The 23,277-nt window shown below is 74.4% G+C and carries 19 protein-coding genes; 7 read left to right on the forward strand and 12 right to left on the reverse strand.

The annotated features are described in order from the left end of the window. Window positions 1–65: 65 nt before the first annotated feature. The 3 genes from ACTEI_RS12490 to ACTEI_RS36920 all read right to left on the reverse strand — a co-directional run bounded on the left by ACTEI_RS12490 (window position 66) and on the right by ACTEI_RS36920 (window position 2,401). Window positions 66–404: a hypothetical protein gene (locus ACTEI_RS12490; protein ID WP_122977810.1), complete on the reverse strand. Its 339-nt coding sequence runs from the start codon at window positions 402–404 to the stop codon at window positions 66–68. After that, window positions 397–2,106 (reverse strand): hypothetical protein, encoded by a 1,710-nt coding sequence (locus ACTEI_RS12495; RefSeq protein ID WP_145830865.1) that lies wholly within the window; start codon window positions 2,104–2,106, stop codon window positions 397–399. Before ACTEI_RS12495 ends, ACTEI_RS12490 begins: the two co-directional genes overlap by 8 nt. 136 nt (window positions 2,107–2,242) lie before the next feature. Further along, window positions 2,243–2,401 (reverse strand): hypothetical protein, encoded by a 159-nt coding sequence (locus ACTEI_RS36920; protein ID WP_164465927.1) that lies wholly within the window; start codon window positions 2,399–2,401, stop codon window positions 2,243–2,245. A 134-nt stretch (window positions 2,402–2,535) separates the two neighbouring features. Here ACTEI_RS36920 and ACTEI_RS12500 point away from each other — a divergent pair, with 134 nt between their 5' ends. Next, window positions 2,536–4,047, forward strand: coding sequence for an MFS transporter (locus tag ACTEI_RS12500; protein WP_122977812.1), 1,512 nt, complete (start codon window positions 2,536–2,538; stop codon window positions 4,045–4,047). Next, entirely contained in the window at window positions 4,044–4,649 is a 606-nt protein-coding gene (locus tag ACTEI_RS12505; protein ID WP_122977813.1) for an acyl-CoA-like ligand-binding transcription factor, read from the forward strand. Before ACTEI_RS12500 ends, ACTEI_RS12505 begins: the two co-directional genes overlap by 4 nt. 196 nt (window positions 4,650–4,845) lie before the next feature. Here ACTEI_RS12505 and ACTEI_RS38240 read toward each other — a convergent pair whose 3' ends face one another. Further along, the gene (locus ACTEI_RS38240) at window positions 4,846–5,601 is read right to left on the reverse strand and encodes a TetR/AcrR family transcriptional regulator (RefSeq protein ID WP_122977814.1); all 756 of its coding nucleotides are present in this window, start codon (window positions 5,599–5,601) and stop codon (window positions 4,846–4,848) included. A 134-nt stretch (window positions 5,602–5,735) separates the two neighbouring features. Between ACTEI_RS38240 and ACTEI_RS12515 the strand changes: the two genes are divergently transcribed. Beyond that, window positions 5,736–7,223, forward strand: coding sequence for a GntP family permease (locus ACTEI_RS12515; RefSeq protein ID WP_122977815.1), 1,488 nt, complete (start codon window positions 5,736–5,738; stop codon window positions 7,221–7,223). Between the two features lie 450 nt (window positions 7,224–7,673). Here the strand turns inward: ACTEI_RS12515 and ACTEI_RS12525 are convergent, their stop codons facing one another. Further along, the gene (locus ACTEI_RS12525; RefSeq protein ID WP_122977817.1) at window positions 7,674–8,444 is read right to left on the reverse strand and encodes an LLM class F420-dependent oxidoreductase; all 771 of its coding nucleotides are present in this window, start codon (window positions 8,442–8,444) and stop codon (window positions 7,674–7,676) included. 9 nt (window positions 8,445–8,453) lie between these two features. Then, the gene (locus tag ACTEI_RS12530) at window positions 8,454–8,885 is read right to left on the reverse strand and encodes a hypothetical protein (protein ID WP_239082492.1); all 432 of its coding nucleotides are present in this window, start codon (window positions 8,883–8,885) and stop codon (window positions 8,454–8,456) included. A 124-nt stretch (window positions 8,886–9,009) separates the two neighbouring features. Here ACTEI_RS12530 and ACTEI_RS12535 point away from each other — a divergent pair, with 124 nt between their 5' ends. Beyond that, window positions 9,010–10,806, forward strand: a complete 1,797-nt coding sequence (locus tag ACTEI_RS12535; protein WP_239082491.1) for a LamG-like jellyroll fold domain-containing protein — start codon at window positions 9,010–9,012, stop codon at window positions 10,804–10,806. A gap of 322 nt (window positions 10,807–11,128) precedes the next feature. Here ACTEI_RS12535 and ACTEI_RS12540 read toward each other — a convergent pair whose 3' ends face one another. Next, on the reverse strand, window positions 11,129–12,535 hold the full coding sequence (locus ACTEI_RS12540; RefSeq protein ID WP_122977820.1) for a DHA2 family efflux MFS transporter permease subunit: 1,407 nt from the start codon (window positions 12,533–12,535) through the stop codon (window positions 11,129–11,131). Window positions 12,536–12,624: 89 nt separating this feature from the next. Between ACTEI_RS12540 and ACTEI_RS12545 the strand changes: the two genes are divergently transcribed. Continuing rightward, the gene (locus tag ACTEI_RS12545) at window positions 12,625–13,176 is read left to right on the forward strand and encodes a TetR/AcrR family transcriptional regulator (RefSeq protein ID WP_122977821.1); all 552 of its coding nucleotides are present in this window, start codon (window positions 12,625–12,627) and stop codon (window positions 13,174–13,176) included. A 193-nt stretch (window positions 13,177–13,369) separates the two neighbouring features. Here the strand turns inward: ACTEI_RS12545 and folP are convergent, their stop codons facing one another. The 5 genes from folP to ACTEI_RS12575 form a co-directional block, all read right to left on the reverse strand. After that, complete coding sequence (folP, locus tag ACTEI_RS12550) at window positions 13,370–14,227, reverse strand: dihydropteroate synthase (protein WP_372443273.1); 858 nt, start codon at window positions 14,225–14,227, stop codon at window positions 13,370–13,372. A 129-nt stretch (window positions 14,228–14,356) separates the two neighbouring features. After that, window positions 14,357–14,899, reverse strand: coding sequence for a TetR/AcrR family transcriptional regulator (locus tag ACTEI_RS12555; protein WP_122977822.1), 543 nt, complete (start codon window positions 14,897–14,899; stop codon window positions 14,357–14,359). Window positions 14,900–14,908: 9 nt separating this feature from the next. Next, the gene (cydC, locus tag ACTEI_RS38245; protein WP_239082490.1) at window positions 14,909–19,228 is read right to left on the reverse strand and encodes a thiol reductant ABC exporter subunit CydC; all 4,320 of its coding nucleotides are present in this window, start codon (window positions 19,226–19,228) and stop codon (window positions 14,909–14,911) included. Between the two features lie 245 nt (window positions 19,229–19,473). Then, a complete protein-coding gene (cydB, locus tag ACTEI_RS12570) occupies window positions 19,474–20,454 on the reverse strand; it encodes a cytochrome d ubiquinol oxidase subunit II (RefSeq protein ID WP_122977823.1) in 981 nt (326 codons plus the stop codon). A 12-nt stretch (window positions 20,455–20,466) separates the two neighbouring features. Next, the gene (locus tag ACTEI_RS12575) at window positions 20,467–21,879 is read right to left on the reverse strand and encodes a cytochrome ubiquinol oxidase subunit I (RefSeq protein ID WP_122977824.1); all 1,413 of its coding nucleotides are present in this window, start codon (window positions 21,877–21,879) and stop codon (window positions 20,467–20,469) included. 76 nt (window positions 21,880–21,955) lie between these two features. Here ACTEI_RS12575 and ACTEI_RS12580 point away from each other — a divergent pair, with 76 nt between their 5' ends. Further along, window positions 21,956–22,306: a BlaI/MecI/CopY family transcriptional regulator gene (locus ACTEI_RS12580; protein WP_122977825.1), complete on the forward strand. Its 351-nt coding sequence runs from the start codon at window positions 21,956–21,958 to the stop codon at window positions 22,304–22,306. Then, window positions 22,303–23,220 carry a M56 family metallopeptidase gene (locus tag ACTEI_RS12585; RefSeq protein ID WP_122977826.1) on the forward strand — a complete coding sequence of 306 codons (918 nt, stop codon included), beginning with the start codon at window positions 22,303–22,305 and terminating at the stop codon, window positions 23,218–23,220. The genes ACTEI_RS12580 and ACTEI_RS12585 overlap by 4 nt, the downstream gene beginning before the upstream one ends. Window positions 23,221–23,277: the final 57 nt, after the last annotated feature.

Below are 23,277 nucleotides of genomic sequence, written 5' to 3' on the forward strand. Positions count from 1 at the left end.
GGACAGCCTGCCCGAAACAACCTCAGAACCGACGGATTACACGGCCGGCGTTCAAGGACGAGGCGCTAGCCGGTCACCCCGCCGATCGCGGTGACCAGGGCGGTCAGGGCGGTCAGCGCCTCGGTGCCCGGACGGGCGTACCGGAGGAGCTCCTCCAGCGCGGCCCGGGCCCGGCCCGGCCGGGCCAGCTCCTCCGGCGCCGCGGCCTCGACCTCGGCCAGGCTGCGGCCGGCCGCCTCCGGGTCCGGGAAATCACCCAGGTTGGTGCGTACCCGGCTGAGCAGCCGGGTCACCCCGGCCGCGTCGAGCCCGTTGTTCTGCTGGTTGAAGACGTTGTCGTGGCCGCCGAAGTTGTTCTGGCCGCCGCTGACGGCGCCGATGTGGAAGTTGTGCGAGTCAGGCATCCGGGGTCCCTCCGCTCGTGGTGAACACGTTGCCGCTGCCACCGAAGTTGTTCTGCCCGCCGACGATCGTGCCGACCTGGACGAGGCTGCTGTTCTGCAGCGTGATCTGGTTGACCGCCTGGCGGAACTCGAGCGGGTCGACGCCCGCCTCGACGAGATAGTCGATGATCGCCTCGCCGACGATCCGGTCGACCAGCTTGACGTACTTGATGCCGTCGAGCTTCTGCAGGTAGCTCTCCGGGGCGGGGGAGGAGGCGAGGTCGCGCACGCTGATCCGGGCGCCGTAGTCGTGGGTCCGGAACTCGTCCGCCGCGCTGTCCGAGCGGTGCATCGCCCAGCGCAGCGCGACCGCCGCGCCGATCGACCGGACCAGCCGGACCGGGCCGGCCACCACGTCGACGACGACGGTACGCAGGGCGGCGGCCAGGGCGTACGACCCGGCCTTCTCCGGGCGCAGGCTGTCGGCCAGCCGGCACTCCGGGCGCAGCGGCGGCAGCACGGTGCCGAGGAACTCCGCGTAGAGCATCCCGCCCTCGACCGCGACGTGCACGAACGCGCTGACCGAGATGCCCAGCGCCTGCGCGCCCAGGATGACCCGGTCGTGCTGATCCTGGATGTCCTTGCCGCGCACCGGGATGACCACCCGCAGGTACTGCCGGAGCCCGCCCTGCGGATTGGCCACGATCGCGTCCACGGTGGCGTCGTCGGCCATCGTGTACGGCATCCGGGTGGTCGGGTCGAGCACCGGGTCGTTCTCGTCGCGGATCCCGTCGGCCACCACGTACGACCGGACGGACAGCCCGGCGACCCGCTGGCCCTCGTCCAGCCAGGGCGCGCGCATCGCCTCGATGGCGTGCTTGAGCCGCCGGTTCAGCGCCACCGCGTCGATGTGCACCGGCTGCTCCGGGCGCTTGCCGTCCGGGGTGCGCGGGCGCAGCGTCATGCTGAACGACCAGCCCTGCTCGACCCGGCCGCAGCCGAGGAACGGGTCGTCGTGGTGCACCACCACGTTGCCCCGCTGCGCGGCGGCGATCAGCGCCAGCCGGTCCTCGATCATGCTGTCCCGCATCCGGCGGCGCTGGTGCGCGGCGCCCGGGGCGAACTCGGTGGTGACGATCCGGTAGTCCGCGCGGCGGTGGAGGACCGACATCGCGGCGATCGCCAGCAGCAGGAGCAGGGCCATCCACGGCCGGTCCGGACGGTCGGTGGAGCCGGCCGGGCCGTACTCCTCGGCGAGGTCCCACAGCTGGAGGATCAGCATCGCCCCGCAGGCGGCCAGCAGTCCGGAGACGAGCCAGCGGAGCCGGGTCAGCCGGAGGCGGCGCAGCAGCTGCCGCAGGCTGTCCGAGCGGGCGAACGCCACCACCGCGCCGAGCGCCGCGACCGCGAGCACGGTCGCCGGGCTGCACAGCGCGGCCGCGATCAGCAGGGCCGTCGCGATGGCGTGCCGCGCCGCGTTGCGGCGGCGGACCCGGAAGCACTGCCGGACGATCGGGTCGAGGTCGAAGCCGTGCGACGGCGGGACCGACCGACGGGTCTCGCCGATCAGCTCGTCCACCACCGCGTCGGCGAAGCCGGGCACGAGGAAGGCGGCGCTGCACAGATAGCGGGTGGTGTTGCTCAGCCGATCACTGGAGCGCGTGTACAGCGGCATGGAGAGCGGGGCGCCGGGCGCCGGGCCGGGAGTGTGCAACGTGGTCATCGGCGTCCGTCCGGGGTGTGCGGAGCGCATCCTGATCGCACGACGGTAGGCGCGGCCGCGCGATGTCGTCAATGGACTTCCCGGACGGCATGACCAGGGTGTCGGCCGGGGCGCACGAGCCGTTCGGCCGAGCGGCTCAGCCCCGGGCGAGATCGACGAAGAACGTGCCGATGTTGGTGAAGATCTCCGCGAAGCCGTCGCCGATGCTGCGCGCCACGTCGGCGGCCGGCCCGGGGCTGGTGCCGATCCAGAACACCAGCAGGAACAGCAGCACCCAGCCGAGCACCTTCTTCATGGCGATCCCCACCCCCCACAGCGCGATCCATGATCCTCACACAGCCAGGGAGAACTGTAGGGAAGACGCGCCCGTTCCTGAGGCCGCTCACAGTAAAGTGGGAGTGACTTTCTTTTGACAGACACTCTCAGATTATGGCTTCCTCGAAAGCGCGCTGGCTCGCGCTCGCCGCCATGGCGTTCTGCACACTCGCCGTCGGCCTCGACGGCACGGTGCTCAGCGTCGCGCTGCCCACCCTGGCCCGCGACCTCGGCGCATCCACCGGTGACCTGCAGTGGTTCACCACCTCGTACCTGCTGGTCCTGGCCGCCGCGCTGCTGCCGGCCGGGATGCTCGGCGACCGGTTCGGGCGCAAGCGGTTCCTGCTCGGCGCGCTCGTGCTGTTCGGCGCCGCATCCGCCTGGTGCGCCTGGGCCACCGGCGCGGGGCAGCTGATCGCCGCACGAGCCGTCCTCGGCCTCGCCTCCGCGGTGATCATGCCGTTGATCGGTGCGGTGCTCACCGTCGTCTTCGACGACGCGTCCCGGCCCCGCGCGCTGTCCGTCTGGGTGAGCGCGAACGCGCTGGGCATCCCGCTCGGCCCGCTGCTCGGCGGCTGGCTGCTCGACCACTTCTGGTGGGGCTCGGTCTTCCTGATCAACCTGCCGATCGTCGGGTTCGGGCTGCTCGCCGTCAGCGCCTGGGTGCCCGAGTCGTACGGCGACCGGCAGCGCCGGCTGGACTTGCCCGGTGTGCTGCTCTCCGCGACCGGGCTGGTGGCGATGACGTACGGGATCATCGAAGCCGGCGAACGCGGCCCGGACGAGGCGCGGTCCCTGCTGGCCCTCGGCGTCGGCGCCGCCGCCCTGATCGCCCTGGCGATCTGGCAGCGGCGCGCGAGTGCGCCGCTGATCGACCTGGACCTGTTCCGCTCCCGCGGCTTCACCGGCGGCTCGATCCTGGCCACGATCGCCAACTTCGCGTTCTTCGGCCTGCTCTTCGCGCTGCCGCAGCTCTTCCAGGCGGTCGGCGCTCAGGACGCGCTCGGCACCGGCGTGCGCCTGCTCCCGGTCATCGGCGGCCTGATGGTCGGCGCCCGGCTCGCCGACGCGCTGGTGGCCCGGGCCGGGACCCGCGTGGTGGTCGCCGTCGGCCTGACCATGATGGCCGTGGCGCTGCTGGCCGGCGCCCGCACCGGCGTGGACACCGGCTACGGCTACGTCGCCGCGTGGATCACCGTCGCCGGGGTCGGCCTCGGCTTCACCATGCCGCCCGCCATGAGCGCCGCGCTCGCCGCGCTCACCCCGCACCGCAGCGGCGTCGGCAACGGCCTGATCCAGGCGATGCGCCAGGTCGGTAGCGCGGTCGGTGTCGCCGTGCTCGGCACCGTGCTCAACGCCGGATACCGCGACCGGGTGGACGCCGCCGGCCTGCCGGCCGCGGCCCGCGACAGCGCCGCCTCCGGGGTCGCGGTCGCCCAGCAGGCCGGCGATCCCGGGATGCTGGACACGGTGCGCCACGCGTTCACCGACGGCATGGCCGCCGCCCTGATCACCAGCGGCGTGGTCGCCGCGGTGGGGGTGCTGCTCGCGCTGATCCTGCCCCGGCGCGGCCCTCGCCCGGCGACCGGGGCGGAGCCGGGCGTGCTGGCAGAATCGGGGGCATGACCGCGACCCCCACCAGCCTGCGCGAGCGCAAGAAGGCGAAGACCCGGGCCGCCATCCGCGAGCACGCGATGCGGTTGTTCGAGGAGCAGGGGTACGCGTCGACCACCGTGGAGCAGATCGCCGAGGCGGCCGAGGTCTCGCCGAGCACCTTCTTCCGGTACTTCCCGGCCAAGGAGGACGTGATCCTGACCGACGACTACGACCCGCTCATCGTCGCCGCGATCCGTGCCCAGCCGCCGGAGGTGCCCCCGATCCGGGCGGTGCGGCACGCGATGCGCGAGGTGTTCGCCGGCCTCCCCGCCGAGGCGTGGGCGAGCGAGCAGCGCCGCCAGCGGTTGTTCGCCCAGGTCCCGGAGCTGCGGGCGCGGGCGTTGCACCAGATGGGCGAGGCCCTCGACCTCATCACCGGGGCGATCGCCGAGCGGGTCGGCCTGCCGGCCGACGACATCCGGGTCCGGGCGGTCGGCGGCGCCGTCACCGGGGTGGTCATGGCGGTGCTGCCGCCGGGCCGGATGACCGGTGAGACGTCGCTGGAGAACGCGGACCTCGAGCGCCTCCAGGAGGGGCTGGCCCTGCTGGAGCAGGGACTGCCCCTGCCCTGAGCGGTCCGCGCGCCAGCCTTGGCGCGTCAGCTCCGGCGCGGGTCAGGGTCGGCGCGGTCCGGCCTCGGTGCGGGTTCCCGGTTTCGGTCTGGTTCCCGGTTTCGGTGCGGGTCGGCTTCGGTCCGGTTCCCGGCCCCGGTGCGGGTCGGCTTCGGTGCCGGTCTCCGGCTTCGGTGCGGGTCGGCTTCGGCGCGGGTCAGCCGAGGGCTTCCCGGGCCGCGGCGAGGAGCTGTTCGGAGAGCTCGGTGCCGGCGGTGGCGCGGGCCAGCAGCAGGGCGCCGACCATGGTGCTGACGGCGGCCAGGTCCGGTTCGCCGTCCCGGCCCAGCATCCGGGCGTAGGCCGCCACCCCGTCGGCGTAGGCGCGCCGGGCTGTCTCGCCCCCCGCCGCGCGGGCGACATCGCCCGCGAACCCGGCGGAGGGGCAGCCCGCGCCGGGCCCGTCCCGATGCGCCGCCGACAGGTACGCATCCACGAACGCCCGCCGCGCCCGCGCATCGAGCGACCCGTCGGTGTCACCGCGCCCGGGCGAGCCCTCGGCCGCCTCCGGCACCGTCCGCGCATCGAGCGACCCGCCCGGGTCGCCTGGCTCCGGCGAGCCCTCGGCCCCCTCCGGCGCCGCCCGGCCCGTGGCTCCCGCCGCCCGGCCCGTGGCTCCCGCCGCCCGGCCCGTGGCTCCCGCCGCCCGGCCCGTGGTTCCCGCCGCCCGGCCGGTCTCGCCCGCGCCCCGCAGGCGCGCCGCCTGTTCCGCGAAGGCGTGCTCGATCGCCTCGGCGACCAGCGCGTCCTTGGACTCGAACTGCTTGTAGAACCCGCCGTGCGTCAGCCCTGCGGCAGCGCTCACGTCGGCGACGCTCACCCCGGAGACGCCGCGCTCCCGGAAGAGCCGGGCCGCCGTCGCGACGATCCGCTCCCGGTTCTGCCTGGCCTGCGCCTGCGACACCCGTCCCATGCCCCAACTATAGATGGCATCCGTCATCTATAGCCGCGCGACGCAACCGGCGCCCCTGCTGCCTCCGCACCCGCTGCCGCCGTCTCGGCAGGGGCGCGGGAGTGAAATCCCGGTCCGCTGGGTACCGCCGCGTCATGTCGACCATCACCGATGCCGGCACCGGCCAGCTCGTCCTCGCCGCGGTGCTCGGCATCGCGGCAGTCATCCTGCTGATCGCCTGGGCGAAGTGGCACCCGTTCCTCGCCCTCATCGCCGGAACCGGCGTCCTCGGCATGGTGGCCGGCGCCGACCCCGCCAAGATCGTCACTTCGTTCACCGCCGGGCTGGGCAGCACCGCCGGCAGCGTCGGCGTGCTGATCGCGCTCGGCTCGATGATCGGCGCGCTGCTGGCCGACTCCGGCGGCGCGGACGGCATCGTCCGCCGGATCGTGGCCGGGGTCGGCGGGGCGGCGCTGCCGTGGGCCATGGCCGGGGTGGCCGCGCTGATTGGGCTGCCGCTGTTCTTCGAGGTCGGCGTCGTGCTGCTGGTGCCGATCGTGCTGCTGGTGGCGCGGCGTACCGATGTCGGGCTGCTGCGGATCGGCATCCCGGCGCTGGCCGGCCTGTCGGTGCTGCACGGCCTGGTGCCGCCGCACCCGGGTCCCCTGGTCGCGATCGACAGCCTGCACGCCGATCTCGGGCTGACGCTGATGTTCGGCCTGATCTGCGCGATCCCGACGGTGATCGTGGCCGGGCCGGTGTTCGGCAACTTCATCGCGCCGCGGGTGCCGCTGGCGGCCGGGGGCGGCCTCGTCGCGGACAGGTCGGAGCGGGCCGGTGACGCCGGCGCGGTGCCGGAGCCGGCCGGCAGCGACGCCGGTGCGGTGCCGGAGCGGGCCGGCGGCGACGCCGGTGCGGTGCCGGAGCGGGTCGGCGGCGACGCCGACATGGCGCCGGAGCGGGCGGCCCCGCGGCGCGACCCGGGCTTCTGGCCCGCCGTCCTGACCGTCCTGCTGCCGATCGTGCTGATGCTGGCCCGCGGCGTCGCCGAGATCACCCTGGCCGAGGGGGACGGCGCCCGCGACGTGCTGGAGGTGCTCGGCCAGCCGGTGGTGGCCCTGCTCTTCGGCGTGCTGCTGGCGATGTGGAGCCTCGGCCACCGTAGCGGCTTCGACCGCCGGGAGACTTCCGCGGTGGTCGGCGGCGCGCTGCCCCCGATCGCCGGCATCCTGCTGATCGTCGCCGCGGGCGGCGGTTTCAAGCAGGTCCTGGTGGACACCGGGGTGGGGGAGGTGATCGCCGACGCGGCGAAGGACGCCAACATCAACGCGCTGCTGCTGGGCTTCCTGGTCGCGGTCGGGATCCGGGTGGCGACCGGCTCGGCCACGGTCGCCACCATCACCGCCGCGGGCATCGTCGCGCCGCTCGCCGCCGGCCTGGACCGGCCCGAGGTGTCCCTGCTGGTGCTGGCGATCGGCGCCGGCTCGTTGTTCTTCTCGCACGTCAACGACGCCGGGTTCTGGCTGGTCAAGGAGTACTTCGGGATGACCGTCGGGCAGACCGTCAAGACCTGGTCGGTGCTGGAGACGATCATCTCGGTGGTCGGTTTCGCCTGCGTGCTGCTGCTGAGCCTGCTGGTGTGACCGGGAGGTCGCGGCCGGTGTCGCGCGGCAGCCGCACCCCGCCGCGTGGGCGGACGAGTGGCCGACACGGCGTGGCCGCGCCCACCCGGGAAGCGCGCTGTCTCGTACCGGAAAAACCGGAACATCCGCAAGACCGGCTGGTCCTGGCCGGCCTGCTGCTGATCGAGTCGGCCGAGGAGGAGGCCACCGGGCTGGGCGTCGGGAACGGCGTCCCGGCGCGGTGCGCGCACCGGGCGTCGGCCGCGGTCGGCGCCGATCGCCGCGGTCGGCACCGATGCGACCGGCCTGCTTCGCCTGCTCGACGCACCGCGGGGTTGACGCCGGCCGGGTCGCGCGGCCGGCGTCGAGTGCCGACCGCGCGACCGGCCGCGGCGCGGCCGGCCGGGGTCGCGCGGATGTACCGGTACGCGGTCGCCCCGGGCGGTGGGTGATCAGTTGCCGCTGGTGCGGCTACGCGTTGCGCTTGTCGCGCCAGGCGAGGAACTCGCGGAGTGCGGTGAGGTCGGGTTCCGGGCCGCCGGTGTGGATGCTGAAGAGGCGGGCGCCGAGGTCGTACATCCGGTCGCGGTCTTCGGGCTTGCCCATCACGGAGATCTCGATGTCGGCCGGGTCGCGGCCGATGGCGGCGCAGTGTTCGCGGAGGACGCCGAGTTTGTGTTCGAGGGTCTCGGCGTCGGAGAAGCTGTGCCAGATGTCGGCGTGTTTGGCCGTGAGGCGCAGCGTCTTCTTCTCGCCGCCGCCGCCGATCAGGACCGGGATGTCGCGGGTCGGCTTCGGGTTGAGCTTCTCCCAGCGCGACTCGATGCGGGGAAGTGCGGTGGCGAGGTCGTCGAGACGGCCGCCGGCGGTGCCGAACTCGTAGCCGTACTCGGTGTAGTCGCGTTCGAACCAGCCCGAGCCGATGCCGAGGATCAGCCGGCCTTCGCTGATGTGGTCCACCGTGCGGGCCATGTCGGCGAGGAGATCGGGGTTGCGGTAGCTGTTGCAGGTGACCAGGGCGCCGATCTCCACCCGGGAGGTGGACTCGGCCCAGGCCGCCAGCATGGTCCAGCACTCGAAGTGCAGTCCGTCCGGTTCCCCGCTGAGCGGGTAGAAGTGGTCCCAGTTGAACAGGACGTCGACGCCGGCCTCCTCGGCCTCGGCGGCGGTGCGCCGGATGGTGGCGTAGTCCATGTGTTGCGGCTGCAGTTGCAGCCCGATCCGAACCGGCCTGTCAGTCATGGGTCGAGCCTATGTGCAAGTGGCGTCGATTTTCTGGCCGACCGTGACGAACTCGCCGTTGAGGAACGCTTTCGGATCCGCCGAGCGGCTGCCCTGGGTCAGTGCCGCGGCGACCTCGTCGACCGCGGCGCGCTGCGTCACGTCGTCGCTTCTGGCGCCGGCCGCGGAGACCTGCCCGGCCATGTCGGCGAAGGTCTTCTGCAGGGCCTTGCGCGCGTCGTCGCCCGAGCCGGTCGCGTAGGCGGCGGCCTTGACCGCGCCGTCGGTGAGGATCTTGTAGACCGCGGTGCAGACGTATTTCGGCTGGCCGGCCGAGGCGGACGGCACGGGGGCGACGCTGAACGGCGCCGGCAGCGATTCGGGGGAGACCTCGATCTCACAGCCGGCGGCCAGCGCCGCGGTCGCGATCAGGGCGATGGGCGCGGCGGTGCGGCGGCGCATCGGCATTCCCCTTTCTCGATTCGGGTACGCGGCAGCATAGTGCGCGGCGTCGCCGGCCGCCGATCTCGCCGATGCCGGACCGGCCGTGCGCGACCTTATGCCGAGCCGGGAAGTTACCCTGAACGTGGCCAAACTCCCCAAAAAAGCTCTCATCGCCGGGATAGCGACTATCCTCTTCGCGGCCGGCGGCACGGCGTTCGCCGAAATCGTCTCGCCCAGCCCGGTGACCTCGCCGTCGTTCAACGGCTCCGTGTACGCGGTCGCGTACCGGGGCAGCACCGTCTACGTCGGCGGCGCCTTCACCCGCGCCATCGTCGACGGCCGCAATGTGGAACGCACCCGGCTCGCCGCCTTCGACTCGCGCACCGGCGCCCTGCTCGACTGGAAGCCCAGCGCCGACGGCAACGTGCGGGCCCTCGCCGTCGACGGCGACACCGTCTACGCGGCCGGCGACTTCGACCGGATCAACGGCGAGTCCCGGGACGCGATCGCCGGGATCGGCGCCACCGACGGCGCCCTCACCGCGCTGCGGCACACCGTCGCCGGGCAGCCCAACGCGCTCGCCACCGGGCACGGCCGGCTCTACGTCGGTGGCCGGATCACCGCGGTGGACGGTGTGCCGCGCACCAATCTGGCCGCGTTCCGCACCGAGAGCGGCGCCCTGGACCCGTGGGCGCCGACCACCGACGACACCGTGAACGCGCTGGCCACCGGCGCCGACCGGGTCTACCTCGGCGGCAGCTTCCACCGCGCCAACGGGTTGCGGTCCACGCTGCGACTGGCCGCGGTGCACCCGGAGACCGGGGCGCTGGATCCGGGGTTCCGGCCGAAACCGGTCTCCCAGGTGCTCGCGCTGGCCGCCGCGGCCGACGGGGTGTACGCGGCGCTCGGCGGGCTGGGCGGGCGGGCCGTGTCGTACACCCGGGAGGGGGCGACGCGCTGGACGCGGGTCTTCGACGGCGACGCCCAGGCGATCACCGTGCTCGGCGGCATCGTCTACGTCGGCGGGCACTTCGACAAGGCGTGCACCACCACGAACAACGGGGTCCAGGGGGTGTGCACCGACGGCTCGCTGGCCCGCGGCAAGCTGGCCGCCGTCGACCCGCAGGGCAACCTGCTGGACTGGGCGCCGCAGGCCAACGGGGTCGCCGGGACCAGATCGCTGGCCGCCAGCCCGGAGCTGGGGTCGGTCAGCGCGGTCGGCGACTTCACCACCGTCGGCGGGCTGCCGCGCAAGCGGTACGCGGAGTTCGGCGTGGTCGCCCGCCGGGCCGAGAGCGCGCGGGCCACGTCGGACTTCGTGGCCTCGTACAACTTCGACACCACGATCGCGGACGGCACCTTCGACGACGGCTCCGGGCGCGGGCACCTGCTGCGTGCGGTGGCGCGCAACGGGGGCGCGCTGCGGCTGGTGCCGCACGGCGCCGGGCAGGCGCTGCGGTTCCCGGCGAAATGCACCGGCGCGGCCTGCCCACGCCTGGTGCTGCAGGGCGAGGCGGCGCCGGATCTCAACCCGGGGGCCCGGCCGATCCGGTACGGCGCCGGCGTGCTGCTCTCCCCGGCGGAGACCTCCAGCGGCGAGAACATCGTGCAGAAGGGCTACTCGACCGGCGGCGGCCAGTACAAACTGCAGGTCGACGGGGTGTCCGGCAAGCCCAGCTGCGGTTTCGGCGAGGACGTCGTGCACCTCGCGCGCAGCCGGGTGTCGGTGGCCGACGGCAACTGGCACAGCCTGGAGTGCCGGCGTACCGGCCCGACCCTGTCCATCCTCGTCGACGGCGTGCTGCAGTCCAGCGTGCCGGTTCCGGCCACGCTCGCGGTGAACACCGACTCGCCGTTCACCGTCGGCGGCAAGGGCGCGGGCGCGAACAACGACCAGTTCCACGGCACCCTCGACGACGTGTGGGTGCACATCGGATGACGGCCGACCGGGCCCGGCGACCCGCCACGCGCCCGGTCCGGGCCGGGAGGGGCCGCGGGCGGCGGGGCCCGGCCGCCGGGGGAGCGGGCGGGGACGGTACAGCGTGTGCCGGTCGGAGGTCCGGCACACGCTGTCCTCGCCACGCCGTCAGCGGCGGGCGGTGGCCTCCGGGCGGCCGACGGCGGCAGGCGCGAGGCGGGTGGACCGGCCGGACGAAGCCGGCGCCCCGCGGCGGCCACGCCGCCCGGAATTGAAGGTCATCGTTGCAGTCGGGTTGCGCGGATGCAACATCCCGTTCCGGATTGTTTCCGGCTGCCGCGCGTCAGGCCCGCCGGGGCAGCCGCAGGGCGATCACCGCGCCCACGGCGAGGACCGCGGCGCCGGTCAGTACGGCCGGGCGGGTGCCGTCGATGAACGACTCCAGGCTGCCGAAGCCGCCCAGCGAGCTGAAGATCGACGACAGCGCGGCGACGCCGGCCGCGACGCCGAACTCGCGGATCGTGTTGTTGGCGCCGGAGGCCACGCCCTGCTCCGCGACGTCCACGCTGGCCAGCACCATCGTGCTGACCGGCGCGAAGGTCAGGCCCATCCCGATGCCGGCCAGGACGAACGCGCCGATCAGGGCGGCGTACGGGGTGGTGGCCGACAGGGTCAGCGCTACCCAGAGCAGGCCGGCGGCCAGGCACACCTGCCCGGCGACGATCAGGACCCGCTGACCGACCCGGCCGGCGAGCAGCCCGGCCAGCGGCGCGACCACCATCGGCGCCGCGGTCCAGGGCAGGGTGCGCAGGCCGGACTGCAGCGGGCTGAGTCCCTGCACCACCTGGAAGAACTGGGCGAGCAGGAACACCGACCCGAACGCGCCCGCCGAGAACGTCAGGGTCACCGCGTTGACCACGCTGAAGCCCCGGCTGCGGAACAGGCGCAGCGGCAGCATCGGCGTGCGGTTGCGGGCCTGCCAGAACACGAACCCGGCGAGCAGCGCGGCGGCCGCGCCCAGCATGACCGGCACCCGTCCGGAGGTCCAGCCGCGGTCCGGGCCGTCCACCACGCCCCAGACCAGCAGCAGCATGCCGGTGGCGGAGAGCGCCAGGCCGATCGGGTCGAGTCTGCGGCCGTCGCCACGCGACTCGTCGAGCACCGTGGCCGCCAGGATCACCGCCAGCACACCGACCGGCACGTTCAGCCAGAAGATCCAGGACCAGTGCAGCCCGTCGGCGACCGCGCCGCCGACCACCGGGCCGACCGCGACGCCGAGGCCGGTGACGCCGCCCCAGACGCCGACCGCGGCGTTGCGCAGCCGGGCGGGGACCGCGCGGGCGAGCAGGGTCAGCGCGAGCGGGGTGATCGCCGCGCCGCCCAGGCCCTGCACCGCTCGGGCGGCGGTGAGCTGCCACGCCTCGGTGGCGAGCGCGGCGGCCGCGGAGGCGAGCGTGAAGACGATGATGCCGCCGAGGAACATCCGGCGCCGGCCGAGCCGGTCGCCGAGGGCCGCGGCGGTGAGCAGGAACGCCGCGAACGGCAGCGTGTACGCGTTGACGAACCACTGCAGGTCGGCGATGGAGGCGTGCAGCTCGGTGCGGATCACCGGCAGCGCGGTGCTGACCACCAGGTTGTCCAGCGACACCATGAAGGTCGGGATGCCGACGGCGGCCAGCACGGCGGCGAGCGGCCGGGCCGCCCGGGCGCCGGCCCGGGTGACGGGTTTTTCCGGTACGACAGTGGTCACGACTTCCCCCTGAATACGCATGACTGATCCGCGAAGTTGTTATCCGCTGATAACTAAGCACCGTAAGCATCAACTGATAACCTGTCAACGTGACTCGGACCCGCCTGACCGCATCGGAACGCCAGGAGCAGATCCTCGCCGCCGCGCTCACCGCCTTCGCGCAGGGCGGATACGCCGGCACCAGCACCGATCAGGTCGCCCGCCTGGCCGGCGTCTCCCAGCCGTACGTGATCCGCATCTTCGGCTCGAAGCAGGAACTGTTCCTGGCCACGGTGCGCCACGCCGGCCGGCGGATCGAGGCGCTGTGGCGGGCGGCGGCCGAGCGCGAGCCCACCCTGGCCGGCCTGGGCGGGGCGTACACCGAGCTGCTCGCCGAGCGGGAGCTGCCGATCATCCTGCTGCAGGGCTTCGCCGCCAGCGCGGACCCGGTGGTCGGCGAGGCGGTGCGCGCCTGCTACGGCAACCTCTACGAGACCGTGTGCGAGCTGACCGGCGCCGGCGCCGAGGAGGTGCGCGACTTCTTCGCGATGGGCATGCTGAAGACGATCCTCGGCGCGATGCGCGTCGTCGGTCCCGACCCGGTACCCACCGAGCCCTGGATGGCCGCGCTGATCAGCAGCTTCCCCGACGACGCCGGCTAGGACCCGGCTCCACCGGCGAGCACGAGCGCTTCCCGGCACGGCCGGCGGGCCCCGCGCCCCGGCCACGTCGGCGGCCGGGGCGGGTGCCACGCGCGATGGCCACGGGGCTCGGCGGTGGCCCGCGGACGGGGCCCGCGGGTCGTACCGGAAAGGCGACGGCGACCGGCGGCGACGCCGCGCCCCGACCGGGGTCTCAGATGTTGTGTCGCAGGTAGGCGGGCTCGCGCCAGCCGAGCATGGCCTCGGTCATCCGCACCGCGTCGACGGCCGGGCGCACGTCGTGCACGCGCACGATGCGGGCGCCGCGGACGATGCTGAAGACCACCGTGGCGAGAGTGCCGGCCAGGCGCTCACGCTGCGGGCGGTCCAGTGTCTCGCCGATGAAATCCTTGTTGCTGAGGGCGGCGAGCATCGGGTAGCCGATCTCGGCGATCTCGTCCAGGCGGCGGGTCAGTTCCAGCGAGTGCAGGGTGTTCTTGTTCAGGTCGTGGCCCGGATCGATGATGATCTGATCCGGGCGGACGCCGCGGGACAGGGCCAGCTCCACCTTCTGCCGCAGGAACGCGGCGACCTCCGCGGTCACGTCCCGGTACCGCGGGCTCGGGTACGCGGTGCGCGGCGGGGCCAGGCTGTGGCAGATCACCAGCTGGGCGTCGGTGCCGGCGACCGCGTCGGCCATCGCCGGGTCGCGCAGTCCCGAGGTGTCGTTGACCACCCCGGCGCCCTGCTTGATCACCTCGGCGGCGACCTCGGGGCGGAACGTGTCCACCGAGACCACGGCGAGACCCTGGGCCGCCTGGACCACCGGCAGGACCCGGTCCAGTTCCTCGGCGGCGGACACCTCGGGGCCCGGGGCGAACGGTACCCCGCCGATGTCGATCCAGTCGGCGCCGTCGGCGGCCGCCGCCCGCACCGCCTCGGTCGCCTTCTCCAGGGCGAAGGTGCGGCCCCGGTCGTGGAACGAATCCGGCGTCCGGTTCACGATCGCCATCACGACCACGCGGCGGGAGAAGTCGAAGGTCCGGCCGCCGATCACCCGGGCGCCGCTGATGTCGCTCACGGTCGCCGACCCTAACAGCGGCGGGCCGACGGTTCCGCACGCGCATCCCGCGGCCCGGCCCGGTGCGGCGGCCGAGCCACCCCGCACCCGGGGTGGCGGCTGTCCCCGCCCGGCCCGGTGTCAGCTCCTGACCAGCTCGGTCACCCAGTCCACGGCCACCCGCGCCTGCTCTGGCGGCCCGCTGTGCAGACCGTCCATGATCAGCCAGATCCGGTCGGCGAGCAGCCGGTCCCCGCCCAGTTCGGCGACCAGCCGGTCGACCAGCGCCCGGCTGTCCGCCAGATAGGCCCGGGCCACCTGCGCGGGCTCGTCGGCCGCCCCGGGGAACTCGGTCAGATGGTTGCGGAACGCGCATCCGCGGTAGCCGGGGCGGCGGGTGCTCTCGGCGATCGCGGTGACCAGCGCGATCAGCTGCTCGGCGGGACCGTCCGCCCAGCGCAGCGCCTCCGCGGTGGCCTGCTCCCGCTCCCGCCGGACCAGCGTCAGGTAGGCCGTGACGAGCTCCGTCTTGCTGGGGAAGTGCCGGTAGAGCAGGTTCTTCCCGCAGTGCGCGGCCTCCACCACCTGCGCCATCCCGACCGCGCGGACGCCGTACCGGTAGAACAGCCCGGCGGCCGCGGTGAGAATGGTGTCGCGGGTGCCGGGGGCCGGCCTGCGTACCATGAGCCCACCCTAGAGGACCGATCGGTCCAACCGGACATTCAACCGCCCGCCGGACAGTTCGCGGGTTTCCGTCACCAGCTCCAGGCCCTCCGCGCGATGCGCGAAGACCAGGACCGTACGCCCGGACGCCGCATCCAGCAGATCCGCCATCAGCTCCCGTGCCCCGTCCTCGTCGATCCCCTCGGTCGGCTCGTCCAGGATCAGCAGCGCCGGCTCGGCGAGCAGCGCCCGCGCGGTCGCGAACCGCCGCCGCTGGCCGCCGGACATCGTGCTGCCGCCGGCGCCCAGCCAGGTGTCCAAGCCGTCCGGCAGCCCGGCCAGCCAGGAGCCGAGACCGACCCGCCGGGCAACGGCGACAAGCCGCTCATCGGTCGCGGCCGGCGCGGCGAGACGGAGATTTTCCCGTACGGTCGACGCGAACACGTGCCCGGTCTCGTCCCCGACCAGCACCGCCCGCCCACCGACCCGGACGGTGCCGGCGCGCGGCGCGAGCAGCCCGCCGAGCACCGCGCCCAGCGTCGACTTGCCGGAGCCGGAACGGCCGGTCACCGCGACCTTCGCGCCGGGCGGCAGGTGCAGGTCCAGCCCGTCGAGCACCGGGTCGAGGGTGGGGTCCCAGCCGGCGACCAGGCCCCGCACGTGTACCTCGCCGGTCACGACCGCGTCCTGCCCCGCGGCTGTGCCGCGTACTGTCGTGCCCTCCGCACCGTTCCGTCCGTCCTTGCCGGCCCGGCGGCCGGCCACGCCGGTGGTCAGCGCGGCGACCCGGCGTTCCGCCCCGGCCGCCCGGCGGGCCGCGATCGCCGACTCCGGCAGCGCGACGACCGGCTCGCCCAGGGCGATCACGCCGAGCAGCAGCACCGCGCTCCACTCCGCCGGAATGCCGGCGTCGTGCAGTGCCAGCGCCGTCCCGGCCGCCGCCACCGCCCACCCGAGATGCGCGATCGCCGCGGCCAGCCCGGACATCCGCGCCGCGCGCGCCTCCAGGTCCGCCAGGGCCCGGCTCCGCCGCTCCGGTACGCCCGGGCGCCCGCTCCCGGCACCCAGCTCCTCCACCCCGTCGACGGTCTCCACCATCGCGTCCCGCAGCGCCGCCCGGGCCACCCCGGTCGCCGTGTCCTGCCGGTCCGCCTGCCACCCGGCCACCGCGGGCGCGATCACCCCGGAGATCAGCACGCCGAGGGTGAGCGGCGCGATCAGAGCCGGCGTCATCGCGTCCGTCCCGGCCGCCAGCAGCACGGCCGTCCCCGACCCGGCCACGATCACGGTGACCAGCGCGGTCAGCGCCGGCAGCCGGCCGCGCAGCAGCCCGTCCACCCGCGCGTCCACGTCGTCGACGAGCCGGGTGAGCAGGTCCCCGCGCCGGTGCAGCCGGGGCCCGGGAACGCGCGGGATCAGCCGCGCGTAGACCCTGGCCCGCCGCCTCCCCAGCCGCGCGAACGCCACGTCGTGCGCGACCAGCCGTTCCAGGTAGCGCAGCAGCGGCCGGGCCACCGCGCTGCCACGCACCAGGACCACCGCCGCCGAGAGGGTCAGCACCGGGGGCAGTTCCGCGGCCCGTACCAGCAGCCAGGCCGCGGAGCCGGTCAGCAGGATCCCGGCCAGCACCGACCCGGCCCCGAGCAGCACCGCCACCCACGGCCGCCGCCACCAGACACCACCGGAACGCCGCTCGGCGTCGTGCGGGGCCGGTGGCCGGTCCGCGGGGTCCGCCGGCTCCTGTTGGCCGGCGTCGTGCGGGGTTGGGGGTTGGTTCGCGGGGTCCGCCGGCTCCTGTTGGCCGATGTGGTGGGGGATCGGTGGGTGGTTCGCCGGGTCGGCGGACCGGGAGTGGCCGGTGTGGTGCGGGGTTGACGATCGGCCGGCCCGGCCGGTGGTCGCGTGCCGTCCGGTCTCGTCCAACGGCTGCCGCCTGTCGCCGGCAAGTTCCGCGATATGGCCTGTCGGCCGGCCGAGCCCGCAGGCCGGGGTCGTGCCCGGGCAACGGCCGTGGACCTGCGTCACGGGCCGATCCTGGTCGCCGACGTGGCTCGCCGGAGGCTGGATCTCGACGACCCGGTCGGCGGCGGCCAGCAGGGCCGGACGGTGCGCGACCACCAGCACGGCGCAGCCCCGCCGGGCGAACTCGCGCAGCCGGGCCGCCACGAGACGCTCGGCGGCCGGGTCCAGGTGGGCGGTCGGCTCGTCGAGCAGCAGGGTGACCACCGGCCGCGGGCGGCGTCCGGGGCCGGCCTCGTCGAGCCGCGGACGTTCCACGGCCCGCCGTGTCGGCCCGCCCGCCCGCCCGGCCCGGTGCAGCAGCGCGGCCAGGGCGAGGCGCTGGCGCTGACCGGCCGAGATGCCGTTGGCGTGCTCGCCGAGCGGCGTCTCCGGGGTGATCTCGGCGTCCAGGCCGACCAGGTGCAGCGCGTCGCGTACCTCGTCGGCGGTGGCGTCGGCCGGGAACGCCTGACCGACCGTACGGGCGTGCGGCAGTGCCGGGCGCTGCGGCAGGTGAAACGCCCGCCCCACCGCGACCGCCCCGGCCTCGGCCGGGTGCAGCCCGGCGAACACCCGCAGCGCCGTGCTCTTGCCGGCCCCGGACGGCCCCCGCAGCGCGACCATCTCCCCGGCCCGCACCGAGAGCTCCGGCAGCCACAGCGCCTCACCACCCGCGCCGGGGTAGGTGGCCCGCACCCCGGCCGCGAGCACCCCCCACCGAACCGTCTCGGCCACCGCGGTCCACTCCGCATCCCCGCCGAACCCGGCCACCTCTTCACCACCGCCGGCCGCTGCCGGTTGTCCTTCGAGCGCTGCCGTGCCCCCGCTGTGCCCTGCCGGTCCTGGTCCGGCCGCTGCCGTGCCCCCGCCGTGCGCTGCCGGTTCTCGTTCGAGCGCTACCGTGCCCCCGTCGAGTGGTACTGCGCCTTCGCTGAGTGGTGCCGGGTCCCCGCCCCGCTCAGTCGTGTCCGCTGCCTCGGCGGGCGACGCGGCCCTTGAGATCCCGCCGAGCCGGACCACGCTCCCAGCCTCGCTGTTCCGACCAGCCCCATAGGGTGCGCAGGCACCCGAGCTGGTGCTCATCGCGGTATCCCGCAGCGTGATAGCCCCGTCAACGCCAGCCGGGGTCGTTGGGCCGGTGATGACGGTGGTTTCCGGCGGCCTGATACCCCCGCCAGCGCCGGCTGGGGTCGCTGCGCCGGCGGTGGTTTCGCGTGCGTTGATGCGACGGCGAGTGCCAGCTGGGGTGGTCGGGCTGGCGCCGGGCGCGGTTTCGGGTGCGTTGATGCGAGCGTGAGCACCAGCTGAGGACGGATCGGCGTGGTGCGGGTCGCCGCGGTGCGGGACGGCGGGGCCCGGAGCGGCGAGGATCTCGTCGACGTCGGCGATGACCGCGGTGGCGTCGGTGGCGGCGTGGTAGCGGGCGGCCATCTCGCGCAGCGGCCGGTACGCCTCCGGGGCGAGCAGGATCGCGAGCAGCGCCGGTGCCAGGGACATCGAGCCACCGGCGACGCGCAGTCCGGCCTGCACCGCGATCAGGCCGACCGACAGCGTGCCGACCAGGTCGAGCGCGGTCGAGGAGAGGAACGCGACGCGCAGCACCCGCATGGTGGCGCGGCGATGCCGGTCGGTCAGGTCGGCGATGACGCCGATCTGGCGTTCGGCGCGGCCGTACATCCGGAGGGTGGCCAGTCCCTGTACGACGTCGAGGAAGTGCCCCGCCAGGCGCGCGTCGGCCGCCCAGCGCTGCCGGGCCCGGGCCTGCGTGGCCCAGCCCACGAGCGCGCCGAGCAGCGGCACCAGCGGAAGCGTGAGCACCGCGATCACGGCGGAGGCCGGGTCCACCAGGGCCAGCACGGCGATCACCGCGGGGGGCAGCAGCACGCCCAGGGCCAGGGACGGCAGGTAGCCGGAGAACCACGGGCGCAGCGAGTCCAGCCCGGTGCCGAGGACCGTGGTGAGCCGGCCCGCGCCGTACGACGCCACCCATGCCGGTCCGCGCCGCACCACCGCGGCCAGCAGTGACCGGCGCAGCTCGTCGGTGACCCGGGCGGCGGTCCGCCGGGCGACCACCTGCTCGGCCCAGGACAGCAGCCCGCGCGCCGCGAACGCCCCGCCGAGCAGGAGGATCGCCGCGGTGCGTGATCCGCCGTACAGCCACGATCGGGACAGCGATGGCGCGACGATCCGGCACAGCGCGACGGCGACGGCGATCGTGGCCGCCGCCTGTCCGATTCCGATCGCGGCCAGCAGCGCCACCCCGGCCCGCCCGGTGCGGGCGTGCCGCAGCAGCCGCGGATCGATCGGGCCCCGGGCGACGCGCCGGCCGGGCGCCTCCTCCTGCTTCACCGCCCCAGTGTCCGAGCGGGTGGTTTCGGCCGCGTTGTGGTGATCGCCCGGGGCGGAGTCGGTACCGGGAACGGCCCCGGACCGTGCGTCTTCCGGCAACCTCCCACGCGCCGGGCCGGTCCGCACCGCGCCACCTCCGGCGGTTCCGGCCGCGCAGGCGCCAGACCCCGGCCCGCCGGACCGGACCAAGCCGAACCTGGCCGGGTCGGGGTCCGGCGGTGCCGCCCGCCCGGGCCCCGGCGGCGTCACGACGGCACCCGTTCGCTGGCGATCCGGCGCCGGAACACCCAGTACGACCAGGTCTGGTAGGCCAGCACCCCGGGCAGCACGATCACGCCGGCGACGGTGATCAGCCGCAGCGCGGCCGGCCCGGCCGCCGCCGACTCGCGGGTCAGCGACCACATCGGGTCCAGTGTGCTGCGCAGCACCACCGACCCGTGCGCGGTGAACACCGCGACCACCGCCCCGGCCACGCCGAGCGCGACCGCCGTGAACGCCCCGCCCTCGCGGCCCTGCCGGGCCAGCATCCCGGCGATGACGCTGAGCACCGCCGCGACCAGGGCGAGCCGGGAGCCGGTGGCGATGCCGGCGAGCAGCAGGCCGACCGTGCCGAGGTTCCCGCCGTGCCGGCCCAGCGCCACCGCGCGGCGGCGGACCGGTCCGGTGGTGCGCAGGGCCAGGAAGGTGGCGCCGAGCATCACCGCGCCGAACAGCGCGGCCAGCGCGCCGAGACCGGCGGCCGGGGTGAGCAGCGGGGACAGGCTGCGGCCGAGGCCGTTGCCGGTGACCGTGCCGTCCGGGCCGAGGGCCAGGCCGTGGACGAAGACGCCGAGCAGCGCGCCCCAGAGCAGCACCACCCCGGCCGATGACCCGGCCAGCAGCCGGTCGCAGCGCCGCCGCCAGGCCGGCGAGTCGTGTTTGCCGCGGAACTCCAGGGCCACCCCGCGCACCGCGAGCAGCAGCAGGATGCCGACCATCGGCAGGTACGTCCCGGCCAGCAGGACGGCGTACCAGTCGGGGAAGGCGGCGAAGGTGACGCCGATCGCGGCGACCAGCCACACCTCGTTGCCGTCCCAGAACGGGCCGATCGTCCGGATGGCCGCCGCGCGCTCGTGGTCGTCGCGGCCGAGGAACGGGGCGAGCACGCCGACGCCGAAGTCGAAGCCCTCCAGGACGAAGTACAGCACCCAGGCGAGGACGAGGATCGCGAACCAGAACGTGATCATGGAAGGCAGCTCCTAGTAGGCCGGGGCGGGGTCCGCCGCGGGCGACTTCTCCGGGACCTCGGCGAGCGGCTTGCCGCAGAGATGGACGACGAGCCGGTACCAGGCGACCGCCAGCAGCCCGTAGACGAGCGTGAACCCGGCCAGCGACGCGACCACCTCGACGCTGGTGAGCCCGGGGGACACCCCGTCGGCCACGGTCGAGATCCCGAACGCCAGCCACGGCTGTCGCGCGGTCTCGGTGAACACCCACCCGAACGTGTTCGCGGCGGCCGGCAGCAGCGGCGCCAGCAGCAGGATCCGCCTCGCCCAGCCGGGGACGCCGGCGCCGGCCTGCAGGGCCGCGGGCAGCAGCGGGAGCCGCCACTTCCTGGTGGAGGAGGCCCAGAGGTAGTACGCCGCGAGCGCCATGCCGGCCACCCCGGCGCCGATCATCAGCCGGAACGTCCAGAACGCCACCGGGATCATCGGTACGTAGCTGCCCGGACCGTACTGCGCCACGTACTGCGCCTGCAGGTCGTCGATGCCCTGCACGGTCCCGCTGAACGAGCCGGTGCCGAGGAAGGAGAGCAGGCGGGGGATCTCCACGGTCAGGAACGGCTTCTCGTGGCCCAGCGTGCCGAGCGCGAAGACCGAGAACGGCGCGCCGGTGGTGGTCTCGTAGAGGGCCTCGGCGGCGGCCATCTTCATCGGCTGCACCGCGGTCATCACCTTGCCGAGGTGGTCGCCGGTGATCGCGGTCAGCGCCCCGCCGGCCAGCATCAGCCACGCGCCGAGGCGGGACAGCGTACGGAAGGCGGGGTCGGCCGCCAGCCGCCGGACGCCGATCGCCAGCAGCAGCCCGCCGCCGGCCATCGCGGCCCCGGCCATGGTGTGCGGGAACGCGGCCAGCACCACCTCGTTGGTGAGCAACTCGACGAAGCTGGTCAGATGGGCGCGCCCGGTGACCGGGTCGAGCGCGTACGCCACCGGGTTCTGCATGAACGAGTTCGCCGCCAGGATGATGTACGCCGACAGCAGTGTCCCGGCCGCGACGATCACGATGGTCGCGGCGTGCAGCCGCCGGGGCAGCCGGCCCCACCCGAAATACCACAGCGCGAGGAACGTCGCCTCCAGGAAGAACGCGAGCATCCCCTCGATGGCCAGCGTCGGGCCGAACACGTCGCCGTAGAACTTGGCGAACGCGCTCCAGCCGAGCCCGAACTGGAACTCCTGCACCAGGCCGGTGACCACGCCGACCGCGAACGTCACGATCAGCAGTTTCCCGACGAACCGGGTGAGGTCGCGGAACCGGTCGTCGCCGGTGCGCAGCCAGGTCAGGTGCAGCCCGGCCGCGGTCGCCGACAGGCAGATCGACAGCGGGACGAACAGGTAGTGGTAGATCGTCACGACCGCGAACTGCAGGCGGGTCAGGTCGAGCACGTCCATCGGGTGTCCCCCTCTACGACTCTTCGTAGTAGATACTACGAGGCGTAGTACGACCGGCCCTAGTAGGATGGGTCACATGGCACTAGGCGATCTCGAACGCGAGGTCATGACACAGCTGTGGGATGCTCGTGAGCCGCTGACCGTGCGGCAGGTGCACGAGCGGCTCAGCCGTGACCGGGAGCTGGCGTACACGACCGTGATGACCGTCCTCGACCGCCTCGCCAAGAAGCAGCTCGTCGTCCAGCAGCGGGCCGACCGGGCGTACCGGTACGCCCCGGCGCAGACGCGCGAGGAGATGACCGCCGGCCTGATGCTCGACGCGCTCAGCGCCACACCGGACCGCGACGCCGCGCTCGCCTACTTCCTCGGCCAGCTGCCGCCCGACGCGCTGCGGGCCGCCATGGAAGCCACCCAGAAGGAGCCGTGACCGCGCTCCTGCTCGGCGCTCTCGGGCTGACCCTCTCGCTGGTCGTCCCGGGCGTCCTGGCGGGCGCGCGCTGGCCGGACCGCGCGCCGGTGGCCGCCGTCCTGCTCTGGCAGGCGATCACGCTGACCTCGGTGCTCTGCGCGCTCGGGGTGGTCCTGGCCGCCCCGGAGGAGCTGACCCGGGCGGCCGGCGCGGACCATCCGTGGACCGTCGCGGCGCTGGTCCTGTCCCTGGCGGTGGCCGCCACCATCGTGATCCGGCTGCTGATCTCGCTGATCCGGGTCAGCGCCCGGGCCCGCGCCCGGCGGGCCCGGCACCGGATGCTGGTCGACCTGCTGGACCGGGTGGAGCGGCACCGCGAGCTGGGCGGCGCCGAGGTGCGGGTGCTCGACGGCGCGCTGCCGCTGGCGTACTGCGTGCCCGGGCGGCAGCCGCGGGTGGTGCTCAGCGACGCGGTGCTGCGCGTCCTCGACCGGGCGCAGGTCGACGCGGTGCTCGCCCACGAGCAGGCACACCTGCGGCACCGGCACGAGCTGGTGATGGAGTCGTTCACGGCGTTCTACCAGGCGGTGCCGCGCCCGCTGCGCAGCCGGGCGCCGCTGGATGCCGTACACCTGCTTCTGGAGATGGTCTCCGACGACGCCGCCCGCCGCCGCACCGGCCCGGCCCCGCTGCGTGCCGCGCTGGCCCGCCTGTCCGACGCCGTCCCCCTGGCGGAGGAGGCGCCCGCCGACCCGGCGGGTGAATCCCGCCGGCGCAGGCTCGACCGGCTGGCCGGTCCGGCGTCCACGTCGACCGGTCTGGCGGTCCTCGCCGGCATCGCCGCCGCCGGTCTCCTGGTGCTACCCACGGTGATCCTGGTCGTTCCGTGGCTCGGTCAGGCGCTGGACGCGTGGCCGTTTCGCTCACTCTGAGTGCGGATGGGTGTGCATGGGGTATCCCTGCCCGGCTGGCCTTCATCTGCCCGCATG

The organism is Actinoplanes teichomyceticus ATCC 31121, from assembly GCF_003711105.1.
GTDB classification, from domain to species: domain Bacteria; phylum Actinomycetota; class Actinomycetes; order Mycobacteriales; family Micromonosporaceae; genus Actinoplanes; species Actinoplanes teichomyceticus.